We start from the raw sequence: 15037 nt of genomic DNA on the forward strand, positions 1-15037 counted from the left end.
AGGAGTTGCTCAGTGCCGCTCCAGGCGGTGGGTCAGGCTCGTGTGCCGCCGTCCGGCGCCCTTGGTCCGTACGGCCTGGGCCAGCGCCCGCCGCGACCCCACGATCACCACCAGCCTCTTGGCCCGGGTGATCGCGGTGTAGAGCAGGTTGCGCTGCAACATCATCCACGCGCTGGTGGCCAGCGGGATCACCACCGCCGGATACTCGCTGCCCTGACTGCGGTGGATGGAGACGGCATAGGCGTGGGCCAGCTCGTCCAGCTCGTCGAAGGCGTAGTCGACCTCCTCGTCCTCGTCGGTGCGCACGGTCAGGCTGTGGTCGTCGGGACGGATGCCGGTGACGATCCCCACCGTGCCGTTGAACACCCCCGCCGCACCCTTGTCGTAGTTGTTGCGCAACTGGGTGACCTTGTCGCCCACCCGGAACACCCGCCCGCCGTAACGGCGTTCGGGCATGCCCTCGCGGGCCGGGGTCAGCGCCTCCTGCAGCGCGATGTTGAGCGCCCCGGCCCCGGCCGCGCCGCGGTGCATCGGCGCCAGCACCTGCACCTCGCGCCGGGCGTCCAGCCCGAACCTGGCCGGGATGCGCCGCGCGACGACGTCCACCGTCATCGCCGCGATCTCCTCCGGCTCCTCGCACGGGAACAGGAAGAAGTCCGACATGCCGGCCAGCACCGGATGGTGCCCGGTGTTGACCCGATGGGCGTTGGTCACCACCCCCGACTCCTGCGCCTGGCGGAAGATCTGCGTCAACCGCACCCGCGGCACGTCCACGGCGGCCAGCAGATCCTTCAGCACCTCCCCGGCCCCCACCGAGGGAAGCTGGTCCACGTCGCCCACCAGCAGCAGATGCGTGCCCGGCGCCACCGCCTTCAACAGCTTGTTGGCCAGCAGCAGATCCAGCATCGAGGCCTCGTCCACCACCACCAGGTCGGCGTCCAGCGGGTTGTCGCGGTCGAAGGTGGCCTCCCCGCCCGGCCTCAGCTGCAACAACCGGTGGACGGTGGTGGCCTCGTGCCCGGTCAGCTCCGACAACCTCTTGGCCGCCCGCCCGGTCGGCGCGGCCAGGATCACCCTGGCCCGCTTGGCCCTGGCCAGCGTCACGATCGACCGCACGGTGAAACTCTTGCCGCAACCCGGCCCGCCCGTCAGCACCGCCACCTTGCACGTCAGCGCCAGCCGTACCGCCTGACGCTGCTCGGGCGCCAGCTCGGCGCCCGTCTGGGCCGCCAGCCACGCCTCGGCCCGCTCCCAGTCGACGTCGGCGAAGGAGCGCAGCCGGTCATGACCGCTGTTCAGCAACGCCAACAACCCGCCGGCCAGCGACAGCTCGGCCCGATGGAAGGGCGGCAGATACACCGCCGGCACGCTGTTGTCCCCGGCGGGCACCTGCTCACGCACCACCCCCTCCTCGGCCGCCAGCTCCTCCATGCACCGCGTGGCCAGCTCGGCCGGCACGTCGAGGATCTTGACCGCGTCGGCCACCAGGTTCGGCGCCGGCAGATAGCAGTGGCCGTCGTCGGCCGCCTGCGACAACGTGTACCGCAACCCCGCCTTGACCCGCTCTGGACTGTCATGGGGGATCCCGACGGCCTGAGCGATGGTGTCGGCCGTCTTGAACCCGATGCCCCACACCTCATCGGCCAGCCGGTACGGCTGCCCGCGCACCACCGAGATCGACGAGTCCCCGTACTGCTTGAAGATCCGCACCGCGATCGAGGTGGACACCCCGACCCCCTGCAAGAAGATCATCACCTCTTTGATGATCTTCTGCTCCTCCCACGCCGCCGCGATCATCTTCGTCCGCTTGGGACCCAGCCCCGGAACCTCCACCAGCCGCTGCGGCTCCTGCTCGATCACCTCCAGCGTCCCCGTACCGAAATGATCGACGATCCGCTCGGCCATCTTCGGCCCGATCCCCTTGATCAGCCCCGACCCCAGATAACGCCGGATGCCCTGAACCGTGGCCGGCAACACCGTGGTGTAGGACCACACCTCGAACTGCTTGCCGTAACGCGGATGCGACGTCCACCGCCCCCGCAACCGCAACGACTCCCCGACCTGCGCCCCCAGCAACGGCCCCACCACCGTCAGCAGCTCCGCCCCCGACCGCTCGGTGGCCACCCGCGCGATCGTGTACCCCGTCTCCTCACTGGCGAAGGTGATGCGCTCAAGAACCGCATCGAGGGACACACCGAGCGAACCGTTGGCGTCAGGCTTCACGCAAACCCCTCTATTGCCTGTTGTGAAGGCAAGGTTAGAACAGCAGCCCCCCACACCGACCACCCCATCTCCGGGTGGCCGTCACCCGGCTCCACCGCCCGGCCGCGGCGCCGCGGGGGATTCGAGCCCCCTGCCGATCCGGGCACCCAGACAGCGCAGGGCCTGCCGGAGTTCGGCCGGTTCGACCTCCGCCAGGTCGGCGTCGAACGTCAGCAGCAGCCCCGCCACCCCAGGCCATGACCAGGCGCCGAGCGTGAGCCGGCACGTGCCTTCGGTGTCGTACTCCACCGTTGACCCGCCCGGGGCGAACCGGGCGACCGTGGCGGCGGGCAGAGCCAGGACGGCCGAGCCGCGGCACGGCCATTCGGCCGCGGCGTCTCCACGGTCGTGCGCGGTCATCACGAAGACGACAGGATCACCGTGCGGGATGTCACGCCGGTCGAAGGGGACGTGCGTGGGCAGGTGCGGCGTGCAGCGGTCCACGCGCATCGCGCGCCACCGGCCGGCGCCCGGGTCGAAGGCCACCAGATACCAGCGCGCCGCCCACACCACCAGTTCGTGCGGTTCCAGCGTGAGCGTGACCGGCTCGCCGTCGCCGGTGTAATCCACCCGCACGAGATGCCGCCGGCTGATCGCACCACCGACGGCCGCGACGATCCCGGCCTCGATCGGCGGCGCGGGAAACTCCCAGTAGTTACGGGCCGAGGAAACGGTGAACGCCTCGGCGTGCAGGCGACTGCGCACCGGCATCGCCTGGTGCAGCGTGGCCAGCGCACGGGCCGCGTTCTCCCGGATCCCGGACAGGACCGCCGGCACCGTCTGCAGCGCCACAGCCGTGGCCACCGCCTGATCCTCGTCGAAGACCACCGGTGGCAAACGGGTGCCACGACCCAGCCGATACCCTCCACCCGCTCCGCGGACGGCCTCGATCTCGTACCCCAGGTCCCGCAACGTCTCGATGTCGCGACGCACGGTTCTCACCGACGCCCCGACCCGGCCGGCGAGCTCGCCGGCCGTCAGGGTCGCACCGATCCCGAAGATCGACAGCAGCTTGAGCGCCCGCGCGGAAGTGGCAGCCATGATGGCCCGATCCTCCCACCCATAGCGGCCACTCGATGGCAACCATGCCGACGAAGGTGGCCGACATGACCGACGCACCCAGCCCCCACACCACCCAAGCGCCACCCGCACGCGACACCGGCACCCGCGCGACCGCGGCACTGCTGGTGGTGCTCCTCGGCTCCTTCATGGACCTTCTCGACGCGACCATCGTCACCGTCGCGGCCCCCGCCATCGCCCAGGACCTGGCCGCCGACGACACCCAGATCCAATGGACGATCGCCGCCTACACCCTCGCCCTGGGCACGGGCCTGATCACCGGCGGACGACTCGGAGACCAGCACGGCCGCAAACGCCTGTTCACCATCGGACTGACCGGCTTCATGACCACCTCGGCACTGTGCGCCCTGGCAACCGACCCCGGCATGCTCATCGGCATGCGAGCCGGGCAGGGACTGACCGCGGGAATCATGGTCCCGCAGGTGTTCGGCATCATCCGGGCCACCTTCCCCCCGGGCGAGCGCGCCAAGGCCTTCGGCGCCTACGGAGCAGCCCAGGGCCTCGCCTCGGTCGCCGGACCGCTGCTGGGCGGCCTGCTCGTCGACGCCGACCTGTTCGGACTGGGCTGGCGCACGATCTTCTGGATCAACGTGCCCGTCTCCATCCTCGCCCTCGCCATCGGCGCCAAGACCCTGCCGGAGTCCCGCTCCGCCTCCACCACCCGACTGGACCTCCCCGGCGCACTCCTCGCCGCCACCGGCATCCTTCTCCTGCTCCTGCCGATCATCCAGACCCAGACCTGGGGATGGAACTGGACCGGCTACGCCCTCCTCACAGCCGGAACCCTCCTGCTCACGATCTTCCTCGCCCACGAACGCCGCCTCACCCGACGCGGCGACGAACCCGTCCTCGACCCGGCCCTGCTGAGAATCCGCGCCTTCACAGTCGGCCTGAGCGCCTCCATGCTCTTCTTCGGCGGCATCGGACCGTCCTTCCTCACCCTGTCGCTCTACCTCCAGAACGGAACCGGCCGAACCGCATGGCAGACCGGCCTGGTGATCCTCCCGTACGCACTCGGCTCCATCATCACCTCCGGCCTCGGCGTCGCCCTCGCCACCAAAGCAGGCAGAACGCTCCTGATCACCGGCTCCCTCACCATCGCGGCATCCCAGCTCGCCCTGTGGTACATCGTCAAAGACGGCAACGAGCCCGGCTACTGGCCCCTGGCCCTCGCACTGCTCGCCGGCGGTCTCGGACTCGGCCTCGCCGCGCCCATCCTCGTCAACGTCGTCCTGGCAGGCGTCCCCGGACGCAACGCAGGCGCCGCGGGCGGGGTCCTGTCCACCGTCAACCAGATCGGCGGCGCGGCCGGCATCGCCGTCCTCGGCACCGTCTTCTTCACCTCCGCCACCGACCCCGCCACCACAGCACCGGCGCTGCCCGCCTACAGTCACGCGCTCGGCATCGTCCTGATCGCCTCCACCGCGCTCTACCTCATCACCGCACTCGTGATGCTCGCACTCCCGAAAACCGCAACCACGAACGCCGAGTAGAGACAACCTCACAGAGCCGACGAACGACGGGGGAGAGGGACCACACCGCGAACCCGTCAGCACCCAACCCCTCCACCACCCCTTACAGTGTCACCGGTGAAGATCAGACCAGGCCGCCCCGGCGACGACGCCGTCCTCCTGACCATGTTCGACAGCGCCATCACCTGGCTCGTCAGCCAGAACCGCACCGGCCAATGGGGCACCCAGCCCTTCACCGGCGACCCCCGCCGCACCCAGCAAGCCGCCGACTGGCTCGCCGGCGGCGGCATGCGCATCGCCGAGATCGACGGCCAACCAGCCGGCTGCATCGTCGTCGGCGACGCCCTGCCCTACGTCACCCCCGCCACCGAACCCGAGCTCTACGTCCAGGTCCTCGTCATCGACCAACGCCACGCCGGCCGAGCCATCGGACGACACCTCCTGCAATGGGCCCTGCAAGAAGCCCGCGACCGCGGCCTCGGACTCGTCCGCGTCGACTGCTACGCCGGCGACGACGAACGCCTCATCGCCTACTACGAAAGCTGCGGATTCACCCGCGACCAGCCCTTCACCGTAGGGGAGTGGCCCGGCATGATCCTCCACCAACGCCCCTGAACCCGGCCCGAACCCGCCCCGCCCCTCACACCAGCGCCAACTGGGCCGCCGACGGCCCCCGACCCACCGGCTCCGGCGCACCGCACCGCATCCCATAAACCCGGCACAACTGCGCAATCTGCCCCGTGATGCGCTGCTCGTACCCGGGGAGGGGAACCCCGCCCGATCGTAGAGCTCCTCATAACGCTCCACCAGATGCGGATGCGCCCCAGCCAACCACCGCATGTACCACTGCCGCGTCCCCGGCGGCAACCGCAACACCACCGGCTCCACCGCCACCGCCCCCGCACCCGCGATCCGCCGCACCGTCGCCGTCAACTGATCAGCCGCATCACTCAGCAACGGCAACACCGGCGCCATCAGCACCCGGCACTCCACCCCCGCCTCCACCAGCGCCGACACCAGCTCCAACCGCGCCTGCGCCCCCACCGCACCCGGCTCGACCGCCCGCCTGATCCGCTCGTCCACGAACGCGATCGACACCGCCACCCGCGCACCCGCCCGCGCCAGCACCTCCGCATCCCGCAACACCAGCGCACTACGCGTATACACCGTGAACGGCACCCCCGCCGCCCCCAGCGCCGCCACCACCCCCGGCATCAACCGATACCTCTCCTCAGCAGGCTGATAACCATCGCCCGCCACCCCCACCGCCAGCGGCTCGCCCTCCCACCGCCCCAACTCCGACCGCAACCGCTCCACCACATTCGCCCGGACCACGACCCGCGAATCGAAATCAACCCCCGCGTCCAACCCCAGCTTGCGATGACCCGCCCGCGCCCCACACCCCAGACACGCATGCACACAACCCCGATAAGGCGAAACCGCCCACCGCTCGACGATCCCCGCACTCCCCGGCACCCGCTCGATCACCGTACGGGCCTGCGTCTCATAAAAACCGTCACGCACCACCGCGCGCCGCTCGATCAGCGGCCGCTCATCGACCGCCTCGACAAGCGCCAGCGCATCCCAACCCACCCAACCAGTGGAACACGCATTCGACTACCTTTTCAAGCGGAACACCGCAACGCCCACACCCCGAAGGAACCCCATGGCCTGGATCCTGCTCGCCCTCGCCATCGCCACCGAAGTCCTCGCCACCACCGCACTCAAACTCAGCAACGGCCTCACCCACATCGGCTGGACCATCGCCGTCGCCACCGGCTACATCACCTCATTCGCCCTGCTCGCCCGCGCCCTCAAACTCCAACTCGACATGGGCACCGCCTACGCCATCTGGTCCGGCGCCGGCACCGCCGCCATCGCCCTCATCGGCGCCACCCTCATGGGCGAAACCCTCACCCCCCTCAAGATCAGCGGCATCCTCCTCATCATCGGCGGCGTCATCGTCCTCAACCTCGCCGGCACCCACTGAACCCCACCACAAAACGCGTTGAACACCCCCCACCCCCTCCCTACACTGCCCCCGTGCTCACACCCCAATACCCCCTCACCACCCCCCGCCTCCACCTGCGCCCCTTCACCCCCGACGACCTCGACGCCCTCCACGCCTACGAATCACGCCCCGACGTCGCCCGCTACCTCTACTGGGAACCCCGCGACCGCCAAACCACCAGCACCTTCCTCGACAAAAAGATCACCCGCCACACACTCCACGACGAAGGCGACGCCATCGACCTCGCCATCACCCTGCGCACCACCGGCCAACTCATCGGCAACGCCCTGCTCATCTGGACCAGCAGACAACACCGCCAAGGCGAGATCGGCTACGTCCTCCACCCCGACCACCACGGCCACGGCTACGCCCCCGAAGCCACCCGCCCCCTGATCCACCTCGGCTTCACCCAACTCGGACTCCACCGCATCACCGGCCGCCTCGACGCCCGCAACAAAGCCTCAGCCCGCGTCCTGGAAAAACTCGGCATGCGCCACGAAGCCACCCTCGTCGACAATGAGATCGTCAAGGGCGAATGGACCAGCGAAACCATCTACGCCATGCTCGAAACCGAATGGACCCCATGACCGTCGTCCACCACCTCGCCCTGCAGACCGACTGGCAACACGCCCAGCAAGCGGGGGAGTACCGCATCTCCACCCTCGGCCACACCCTCGACGACATCGGCTTCATCCACCTCAGCCACGACCACACCCAACTCCGCACCGTCCACGACACCTACTACACCACCGTCACCGAGCCCCTCCTCGTCCTCGACATCGACCCCACCGGCCTCGACATCCGCACCGAGAACGGCTACCCCCACCTCTACGGCCCCCTCCCGCTCACCGCCGTCACCGCCACCCACCCCTACGCCCCCTGACCACCCGTCCACCCCATCGCCCGCAACAACCGCAACACATGCGGCGGCGTCCCCACCAACTGCGTACGCCCCGCCCGGCACGACACCACCAGCAACCGCGCCCCCTCCACCCCCAGGAAATCCAGCCCGCTCACATCCACCACCAGCGACTCGTCGATCCGCCGCGCCCGGCCCAACGCCTCGGCCAGCGCCACCTGGTTCGTCGCATCCACCTCACCCACCAACCGGATGATCGACGGACCCGGCATCGGGCAGCACGTGATGCGCAACTGGTGATCGACATAGAGCAGCTGGGGGAGGGACACACGCCCGAGGGGGTCCGGGGTATTCACGACAAAGCCGCCATTCCCGGGCTCTCACACGCCCGGTATCGGAAGAGGGGAGTGGACCGTGGACCGTGCGGCCGGTGACACGCGCCGGGACCGCCGACCCCCCTGGACCAAGGCGGCCCCGCCGAGGCCGGAGGGGTTTCACGCCCCCAATTCACACACCCGCACCCCGACAGCATAGAGCAGCCGTCCGACCGCCGTGCGTAATCACGGGGATCTCCAGAGCCGCCCGACAAGGCATTTTGCGGACCAATTACCCAAACCACACAGAATCCACGTTCTGTACGGTATGAGTAGTTTGTCCGGCTAGAGGCGGTTCACGAAGCGGGAGGCGGCACGCTGGCTCATGCCGGTCTCGCCGCGCACCAGGAAGACGGCTTCCTGGATCTGGCCGAGCGCCTTCAGCTCCCGAGCCTGGTCCACCAGGTCGACGCTGGGGTTGGGGCGGTTGCGGGGGCTCTTGGTGAGCCGGACGGCCAAAATGATCAGCCAGATGACGGCGGCGACGATGACGGCCGTGAGTGCGACGAGGCCGGCCGTCGAGGCGGCCAGAGCCGGCGGGGCGGCGAGGAGCTGGCTGGACGTCAGCAGGCTGGGCATGGTGGAAATCTGCCCGGCGGGTGACCGTTCATGCGGGATGTTTTTGCCGTGTCGTGGCGGGTGGCTGGTTGCTCGATAATGAACATTATGTCAAGTAGACCGGATCACGGGACTCCTCCGCGCTCCGGTCGCGGCTGCGTGCGTCGTCGTGGGTGGCCTGACGTGTTCGGCAGTTCGCTTGGGCGCGACCGAGGGCGGGGACCCTGCTGTGCTCCCCGCCGCTGGTCTTTGCGTGGGGGCCGGATGAGCCACCCACTTCTGGCACCTACGTGGTTCGGCTTTCTGGACGCGCTTGTGTCGACGGCAGGCGCCGGCCCTGCTTCTTGGCGGTTACCCAACGATGCGGTACTCCCCCATGCGAGTGGCGGTAAGAGGGGTGCCTAGGGGCGGCACATCATCGAGGTGCCTTGTTCAAGGCGAGGCGGGTCGGGCATCGAGCCGGAGGACGTCCTGCTGTCCGGGAGTCGGTGGCAGCGGGAGTGCCCCGGATCGAGGGGTCGCGTTGCGCGCCGAACGGCTCCTGGAGGCTTGTCGAGGCCCGCTCGTCCCGGGGTACTCCCCTATGGCTGTCCCGTGACGTCGTGGCCTCGGGTGTCGGCGCACTGTGAGGATGGCGTGATGGTCGTACCGATCGGGGGGCGGTGTCGGTGATCGTCTACCCTCTTCGCCATGGGCTTGGTGATCGGGGTGGTCGGCGGATGAGTACGGTGTGGCTGTTCACGGGTGACAGCGTGACTCAGGGGGCGTTGCACACGTTCGGGTGGCGTGACTATACGCAGTTGTTCGCCGAGCGGGTGCGCTTCGAGTTGAACCGGCCGTCCGATGTGGTGATCAACACCGGGGTGAGTGGTCAGAAGGTCTCTCAGCTCGATGTGGAGAACGCGGTGTTGCGTCATCGGCCCGATGTGGTGGTGCTGATGTTCGGGCTCAACGACTGTGTTGCCGGGCCGGCGGGTCTGCCGGCTTTTGGCCGTGACTATGCCGCGGTGGTCTCTCGTGTGCGGGAGGCGGGTGCGAAGGTGGTGCTGCAGACGCCCAATCGGGCGCCGGAGTCCGGTTGGGCGGATCTTTCGGCTTATGCCGAGGTGGTGCGTTCGCTGGATGCGGATGTGTTGGTGGATCATCATGCGGCTTGGGATGGTGGCGAGCATTGGATGGGGTCTGGGTGCCATCCCAATGAGTACGGGCATCGGGCGTTGGCGAGGAATCTGCTGCGGGCGCTCGACCTGTGGGAGCCGGTGGGGGTGAGTGGGGCGTTGTTCATCCCGTGAGGTGTGCCGGGGGTGGGGTTAGTCCGGCGTCTGTTCCTGGTTGATGCGGGTGAGCAGTGGCGGGGTCCAGTGGGTGCCGTAGGCGAGTTGGAGGTGTGGCAGTCGCCAGTCGTCGCCGGTGACGGCGCCGCGGCAGGTGGGTGTGGCGCAGTGGCAGGTCATGGACCAGGTTGCGACGCCGCTGTGGGTGGCGTAGTCGATGGTGAGCTCTTCGCCGGGGGCGATCTGTCTGCGGGCGGCCAGGGTGGTGGCGTCGGTGTGCCAGAGGGTGGGTTCGCAGGAGTGGTTGCCGTAGCGCGCCGGGTGGTCCGGGTCGAGGAGCAGGTGGAGGTCTTCCTCGACGGTGAGGCTGCTGTAGGGCGGGGTGAGGGAGGCCAGGGTGTCGTTGTCGATGAGGTGGCCGCCCAGGCGCATGACGATGTCGTCCTTGCCGATGTGTTGGCGGGCGAACAGGCCGGTGCCGTGGATCGGTGAGCGGGTGGCGCGGGCGTGTGGTGTCAGCCAGGACCGGTGCGGATAGGCCGGGCTGGTCATCGGTGGCCCCCTTTTTCGGGACGCGGGCGTGGGGATGGGACGGGCGGCCGGGGGTTGGGTGGGCGTTGTTCGTGGGGTTGGTGGGAAATTTTTTTCGGGGGTCTGCGCCTTCTTTGTGATCTTGGCGGGTGGATTGGGGATGTGGGGTTGATCTGGGGTTTTGGGGGGTTGGGCGGGGTACGTCGGGGCTTCTCCGGGTGCTGACGGGGGCTTTGACGGCGTGTTGATTCACTGTCTTTGTCATGTTCGGTGGTTTTAGGGTAGAGCTCCTGCTATTCGCTCAGCGAGAGGAGCAGCACGTGGGGAACCAGTCGGTTTTATGTCCGGTGTGTCAGGGGGTTCTGCCTGCTTCCGACAGGGAGGCGTACACCCCGCTGCGGGGCCGGTTGATCCTGACGAACGGGTATTGCGGGGGTGGGCACGCCGAGCGGCGTGCCGAGGTGTCGGAGGTTGAGGAGACGCGGCAGGTGGCGCGTCCGTTGCCGGTCCCTGGGGTGGTGGCGCCGGTGCCGATGGGGCGGCGCTGATTTCTCTGCTTATCGGTGGCCTGGGGTGGTGTGCCAGTAGTCGCGGGTCTGTACGGCCAGGCCGTCGGGGTTGAAGCGGGCGAAGACGCAGCCCGCGAGGGTGATGGGGTGGCCGTTGTCGAGGGCGTGGACCCGGAATTCGATGGCGGCCTGGTCGCCGTCGACGATGGGGGTGGTGAAGGTGACGTGGGGGTCGCTTTCGCCGGTGAAGGATTGCCGGATGTAGTCGGCGATGGCGTCTTTTCCGTGGTGTGGTGGGCGGAAGGGCATGCTGGTGTGGGTGGCGTCGTCGCTGTAGAGGGCGATGATGGCGGTGGTGTCGTGGTGGGTCCAGCCGTGTTGCCAGGTGTCGGCGAAGTGCCGGGCGGCGGCGCGGGTGTCCATGTGATCCATTGTGTGCGGTGGGTTTCGGGTGGGGTTCCTGGTCGGGGTTGAGGTGTCTCCCCCGCCAGGATTTTTTTCGGGCATATTAGGGCAATTTGGCTGCTCAGCTCGGCTGTCTGCGGTGATTTGTCAGCATCGGTGGAAGATTCGTGTCAACATCTAGAGATGCCTGGGCCTTATGGGACTGCCGTTAATGCCGGTACTGGTGGTGTTCGTCCGCTCGCGATCGGTTGACGCCTCTCCCCTGCCCGCTGCCCTTGACGTCTCCGCGAAGGAAGATCCGCGTTGCGCATCCTGCTCCTGTGTTCCTCGTTCAACGGCCTGACCCAGCGTGCCTGGCTGGAGCTGCGGCGGGCCGGCCATGACGTGAGCGTCGAGCTGGCGATCTCCGAGCGGGTCATGGTGGAGGCGGCCGAGCTGGTCAAGCCGGACCTGGTCATCTGCCCGTTCCTGAAGGAGCGGGTGCCGGAGGCGTTGTGGCGCGGGCACCGTACGGTGATCATTCACCCGGGGCCGCCCGGGGACCGGGGGCCTTCCTCGCTGGACTGGGCGATCGCCGATGGCGAGCGCGAGTGGGGGGTCACGGCGCTGCAGGCGGTGGAGGAGATGGACGCCGGCCCCATCTGGGGGTGGCGGACGTTCCCGATGCCGTCGGAGCCGCCGCGCAAGTCGGCGCTGTACAACGGGCCGGTGTCCGACGCGGCGGTGGAGCTGGTGGCGGAGGTCGCGGTCAAGGCGGCCGACCCGTTGTTCGCGCCGGCGCCGCTGGACTACCGCTCCCCCGGCGTGACGGGACGGCTGCGGCGGCCGATGCGGCACGCCGACCGGGAGTTCTCCTGGGAGCAGCCGGCCGAGGAGATCGTTCGGGTGGTGCGGGCGGCCGACGGCGCGCCGGGCGGCCGGGCCCGGTTGTGCGAGTTGCCGGTGCGGGTGTTCGACGTGCACCGGGGCCCCGATCTGGCGGGCGCGCCGGGGGCGGTGGCGGCCCGGCGTGAGGGGGCGGTGCTGGTGCACACCGGTCAGGGGACCGTGTGGGTGGGCCATCTGCGCCTGGAGGCGGCCCCGGAGGCGGGCTCTCAGGCGGGGTCTCCGGTGGGTTCTCCGGTGGGCGGGGTGAAGCTGCCGGCGACGATGGTGCTGGGTGAGCGGCTGGCGGGTGTGGGTGAGCGGGCCGGCTACAGCGAGATCACCTATGAGCGCGGCGACGAGGTCGGGGTGGTGAGCTTCGACTTCTACAACGGCGCGATGTCCACCGACCAGTGCCGGCGGCTGGCGGCGGCGTTGCGGTACGCGGCGGCGCAGGACACGCGGGTGCTGGTGGTGCGGGGTGGCGAGGTGTTCTCCAACGGCATCCACCTGAACGTGATCGAGGCGGCACGTCATCCGGAGCTGGAGGCGTGGATGAACATCAACGCGATCAACGCGGTGTGCCGGGAGATCGTGGAGTGCACGTCGCAGCTGGTGGTGACGTCGATCGCGGGGAACGCGGGGGCGGGCGGGGTGATGATGGGGCTGGGCGCCGACCGGGTGATCGTGCGGGAGCCGGTGGTGCTCAATCCGCATTACCGGACGATGGGGTTGTTCGGCAGCGAGTTCTGGACGTACGTGCTGCCGCGGCGGGTGGGGGCGCAGGCCGCGGCGGAGCTGACCGGGCGGGCGTTGCCGGTGGGGGCCGCCGAGGCGGTGGAGCTGGGGCTGGCCGATCGGGTGGCGGGCGGGTCGCGGCAGGAGTTCGAGCGGCGGGTGGTGGACTTCGCGCACCGGCTGGCCCAGGACTCCTCCTACGACGCGTTGCTGGCGGCGCGGCGGCAGGCGCGTGAGACCGACGACCGGCGCAAGCCGCTGGACGCCTACCGGGCCGAGGAGCTGGCCGAGATGAGCCGGGACATGTTCGACGACCGCAACGGGTTCCGGGCGGCGCGCCGGGCGTTCGTGGGCAAGGCGAGGGCGCAGGCCACTCCCCCGCATCTGGCGGGTCATCGGGAGTTGTCCGGCGCGTCGGGCCCCGCGGTCGTGGCCGCATCTCATATGTGAGATATGGTCCTGTGTTGTGGCAGATGATTATCTTGTGCGGATCGGCCGGCTCATCCGGGATGCGCGTCAGCATCGCGGTTGGACGCAGCTTCAGCTGGCCGATGCGCTGGCGACGAGTCAGAGCGCGGTCAACCGGATCGAGCGCGGCAACCAGAACATCAGTCTTGAGATGATCGCCCGGATCGGGGAGGCGCTCGACAGCGAGATCGTGTCCCTGGGGTATGCCGGCCCGATGCATCTGCGGGTGGTGGGCGGGCGCCGGCTGTCGGGCAGCATCGACGTCAAGACGTCCAAGAACGCGTGTGTGGCGCTGTTGTGCGCGTCGCTGTTGAACAACGGCCGCACGATCCTGCGCAAGGTGGCGCGGATCGAGGAGGTCTACCGGATCCTGGAGGTGCTGGCCTCGATCGGGGTGCGGGCCCGGTGGATCAACGAGGGCAGCGACCTGGAGATCGTGCCGCCGGCCCGGCTGGAGCTGGAGGCGATGGACACCGAGGCGGCCCGCCGGACCCGCAGCGTGATCATGTTCCTGGGGCCGTTGATGCACCGTACCGGGGAGTTCCAGATCCCGTACGCGGGCGGCTGCGACCTGGGCACGCGTACCGTCCAGCCGCACATGTCGGCGCTGAAGCACTTCGGGCTGGACATCACCGCGACGGGCGGTTTCTACCACGCCAAGGTGGACGGCGGCGCCGCCCCGGCGCGGCCGATCGTGCTGACCGAGCGCGGCGACACCGTGACGGAGAACGCGCTGCTGGCCGCGGCCCGCCACCCGGGGGTGACGGTGATCCGCAACGCCTCCTCCAACTACATGGTGCAGGACCTGTGCTTCTTCCTGGAGCAGCTCGGCGTGCGGGTGGAGGGCATCGGCACCACGACGCTGACGGTGCACGGGCTTGCCTCCATCGAGCGGGACGTCGACTACTCCCCCTCCGAGGACCCGGTCGAGGCGATGAGCCTGCTGGCGGCCGCGGTGGTGACCAGTTCGGAGCTGACGATCTGCCGGGTGCCGGTGGAGTTCCTGGAGATCGAGCTGGCGGTCCTGGAGGAGATGGGGCTCGACTGCGACCGCACGGGCGAGTACTGGGCGGCCAACGGGCGTACCCGGCTGGTCGACCTGACGGTGCGGCCCTCCAAGCTGGTCTCCCCCATCGACAAGATCCACCCGATGCCGTTCCCGGGGCTGAACATCGACAATGTGCCGTTCTTCGCCGCGATCGCGGCCGCGGCGCAGGGTTCGACGCTGATCCACGACTGGGTCTACGACAACCGGGCGATCTACCTGACCGAGCTGACCCGGCTGGGCGCCTCGGTCAAGCTGCTGGACCCGCACCGGGTGCTGGTGGAGGGGCCCACGCGGTGGCGCAGCGCCGAGATGATGTGCCCGCCGGCGCTGCGCCCGGCGGTGGTGGTGCTGCTGGCCATGATGGCCGCCGAGGGCACGTCCGTACTGCGCAACGTGTACGTGATCAACCGCGGCTACGAGGACCTGGCCGAGCGGCTGAACGCGCTGGGCGCGCGCATCGAGACCTTCCGCGACATCTGATTTTCGTCGGTGGCGGCCGCTACCGTCTCCTCTGCAAGCAACATCACCCGCAGGCGGCCTGCCGGCGGGTGGGCGCGTTCGGTGCGTCGCCGAGATGTGAGGAG

General features: G+C 69.1%; 14 protein-coding genes and 1 pseudogene. 8 read left to right on the top strand and 7 right to left on the bottom strand.

Features of this window, described 5'->3' with window-relative positions; all coding sequences use genetic code 11:
• Positions 1-9: 9 nt before the first annotated feature.
• Together recD2 and ACNF49_RS32595 are read right to left on the bottom strand one after the other, a co-directional pair.
• Entirely contained in the window at positions 10-2223 is a 2214-nt protein-coding gene (gene recD2, locus ACNF49_RS32590; RefSeq protein ID WP_357975934.1) for an SF1B family DNA helicase RecD2, read from the bottom strand.
• Positions 2224-2304: 81 nt separating this feature from the next.
• Positions 2305-3303, bottom strand: a complete 999-nt coding sequence (locus ACNF49_RS32595; protein ID WP_482939975.1) for a helix-turn-helix transcriptional regulator — start codon at positions 3301-3303, stop codon at positions 2305-2307.
• 65 nt (positions 3304-3368) lie between these two features.
• Between ACNF49_RS32595 and ACNF49_RS32600 the strand changes: the two genes are divergently transcribed.
• Both ACNF49_RS32600 and ACNF49_RS32605 read left to right on the top strand, forming a co-directional pair.
• Positions 3369-4835, top strand: a complete 1467-nt coding sequence (locus ACNF49_RS32600; RefSeq protein WP_482939976.1) for an MFS transporter — start codon at positions 3369-3371, stop codon at positions 4833-4835.
• Between the two features lie 267 nt (positions 4836-5102).
• On the top strand, positions 5103-5429 hold the full coding sequence (locus ACNF49_RS32605; protein WP_482945617.1) for a GNAT family N-acetyltransferase: 327 nt from the start codon (positions 5103-5105) through the stop codon (positions 5427-5429).
• A 402-nt stretch (positions 5430-5831) separates the two neighbouring features.
• Here ACNF49_RS32605 and ACNF49_RS32610 read toward each other — a convergent pair.
• Positions 5832-6407: pseudogene (locus tag ACNF49_RS32610) on the bottom strand (radical SAM family protein); the annotation flags it as partial.
• Between the two features lie 73 nt (positions 6408-6480).
• Between ACNF49_RS32610 and ACNF49_RS32615 the strand changes: the two are divergent.
• Genes ACNF49_RS32615 through ACNF49_RS32625 form a run of 3 tightly spaced genes read left to right on the top strand, consistent with a single transcriptional unit; the run spans position 6481 to position 7708 of the window.
• On the top strand, positions 6481-6804 hold the full coding sequence (locus ACNF49_RS32615; protein ID WP_357975919.1) for a DMT family transporter: 324 nt from the start codon (positions 6481-6483) through the stop codon (positions 6802-6804).
• A gap of 53 nt (positions 6805-6857) precedes the next feature.
• Positions 6858-7412: a GNAT family N-acetyltransferase gene (locus ACNF49_RS32620; protein WP_482939977.1), complete on the top strand. Its 555-nt coding sequence runs from the start codon at positions 6858-6860 to the stop codon at positions 7410-7412.
• Positions 7409-7708 carry a DUF952 domain-containing protein gene (locus ACNF49_RS32625; protein WP_482939978.1) on the top strand — a complete coding sequence of 100 codons (300 nt, stop codon included), beginning with the start codon at positions 7409-7411 and terminating at the stop codon, positions 7706-7708. Before ACNF49_RS32620 ends, ACNF49_RS32625 begins: the two co-directional genes overlap by 4 nt.
• Here the strand turns inward: ACNF49_RS32625 and ACNF49_RS32630 are convergent.
• Both ACNF49_RS32630 and ACNF49_RS32635 read right to left on the bottom strand, forming a co-directional pair.
• Positions 7696-8013: an STAS domain-containing protein gene (locus ACNF49_RS32630; protein WP_357975910.1), complete on the bottom strand. Its 318-nt coding sequence runs from the start codon at positions 8011-8013 to the stop codon at positions 7696-7698. The two genes, ACNF49_RS32625 and ACNF49_RS32630, sit on opposite strands and share 13 nt — an antisense overlap.
• 330 nt (positions 8014-8343) lie before the next feature.
• Positions 8344-8637, bottom strand: coding sequence for a hypothetical protein (locus ACNF49_RS32635; RefSeq protein WP_357975907.1), 294 nt, complete (start codon positions 8635-8637; stop codon positions 8344-8346).
• A gap of 698 nt (positions 8638-9335) precedes the next feature.
• Between ACNF49_RS32635 and ACNF49_RS32640 the strand changes: the two genes are divergently transcribed.
• Positions 9336-9908, top strand: a complete 573-nt coding sequence (locus tag ACNF49_RS32640; RefSeq protein WP_482939979.1) for an SGNH/GDSL hydrolase family protein — start codon at positions 9336-9338, stop codon at positions 9906-9908.
• Between the two features lie 18 nt (positions 9909-9926).
• Here the strand turns inward: ACNF49_RS32640 and ACNF49_RS32645 are convergent, their stop codons facing one another.
• Both ACNF49_RS32645 and ACNF49_RS32650 read right to left on the bottom strand, forming a co-directional pair.
• The gene (locus ACNF49_RS32645) at positions 9927-10442 is read right to left on the bottom strand and encodes an SET domain-containing protein (protein WP_482939980.1); all 516 of its coding nucleotides are present in this window, start codon (positions 10440-10442) and stop codon (positions 9927-9929) included.
• A 536-nt stretch (positions 10443-10978) separates the two neighbouring features.
• Positions 10979-11353, bottom strand: coding sequence for a nuclear transport factor 2 family protein (locus ACNF49_RS32650; protein ID WP_482939981.1), 375 nt, complete (start codon positions 11351-11353; stop codon positions 10979-10981).
• A gap of 285 nt (positions 11354-11638) precedes the next feature.
• Here ACNF49_RS32650 and ACNF49_RS32655 point away from each other — a divergent pair, with 285 nt between their 5' ends.
• Together ACNF49_RS32655 and ACNF49_RS32660 are read left to right on the top strand one after the other, a co-directional pair.
• A complete protein-coding gene (locus ACNF49_RS32655) occupies positions 11639-13387 on the top strand; it encodes an enoyl-CoA hydratase-related protein (RefSeq protein WP_482939982.1) in 1749 nt (582 codons plus the stop codon).
• A gap of 34 nt (positions 13388-13421) precedes the next feature.
• A complete protein-coding gene (locus tag ACNF49_RS32660; RefSeq protein ID WP_387651260.1) occupies positions 13422-14933 on the top strand; it encodes a helix-turn-helix domain-containing protein in 1512 nt (503 codons plus the stop codon).
• Positions 14934-15037 lie beyond the last annotated feature (104 nt).

It is taken from the genome of Actinomadura sp. ATCC 39365, from assembly GCF_054392275.1.

Excerpts from the sequence above, each read along its gene's own strand:
- ACNF49_RS32600 (WP_482939976.1), top strand. The coding sequence starts at position 3,369 with ATGACCGACGCACCCAGCCCCCACACCACCCAAGCGCCACCCGCACGC.
- ACNF49_RS32650 (WP_482939981.1), bottom strand. The coding sequence starts at position 11,353 with ATGGACACCCGCGCCGCCGCCCGGCACTTCGCCGACACCTGGCAACAC.
- ACNF49_RS32635 (WP_357975907.1), bottom strand. The coding sequence starts at position 8,637 with ATGCCCAGCCTGCTGACGTCCAGCCAGCTCCTCGCCGCCCCGCCGGCT.
- ACNF49_RS32615 (WP_357975919.1), top strand. The coding sequence starts at position 6,481 with ATGGCCTGGATCCTGCTCGCCCTCGCCATCGCCACCGAAGTCCTCGCC.
- ACNF49_RS32645 (WP_482939980.1), bottom strand. The coding sequence starts at position 10,442 with ATGACCAGCCCGGCCTATCCGCACCGGTCCTGGCTGACACCACACGCC.
- ACNF49_RS32595 (WP_482939975.1), bottom strand. The coding sequence starts at position 3,303 with ATGGCTGCCACTTCCGCGCGGGCGCTCAAGCTGCTGTCGATCTTCGGG.
- ACNF49_RS32640 (WP_482939979.1), top strand. The coding sequence starts at position 9,336 with ATGAGTACGGTGTGGCTGTTCACGGGTGACAGCGTGACTCAGGGGGCG.
- ACNF49_RS32605 (WP_482945617.1), top strand. The coding sequence starts at position 5,103 with ATGCGCATCGCCGAGATCGACGGCCAACCAGCCGGCTGCATCGTCGTC.
- ACNF49_RS32625 (WP_482939978.1), top strand. The coding sequence starts at position 7,409 with ATGACCGTCGTCCACCACCTCGCCCTGCAGACCGACTGGCAACACGCC.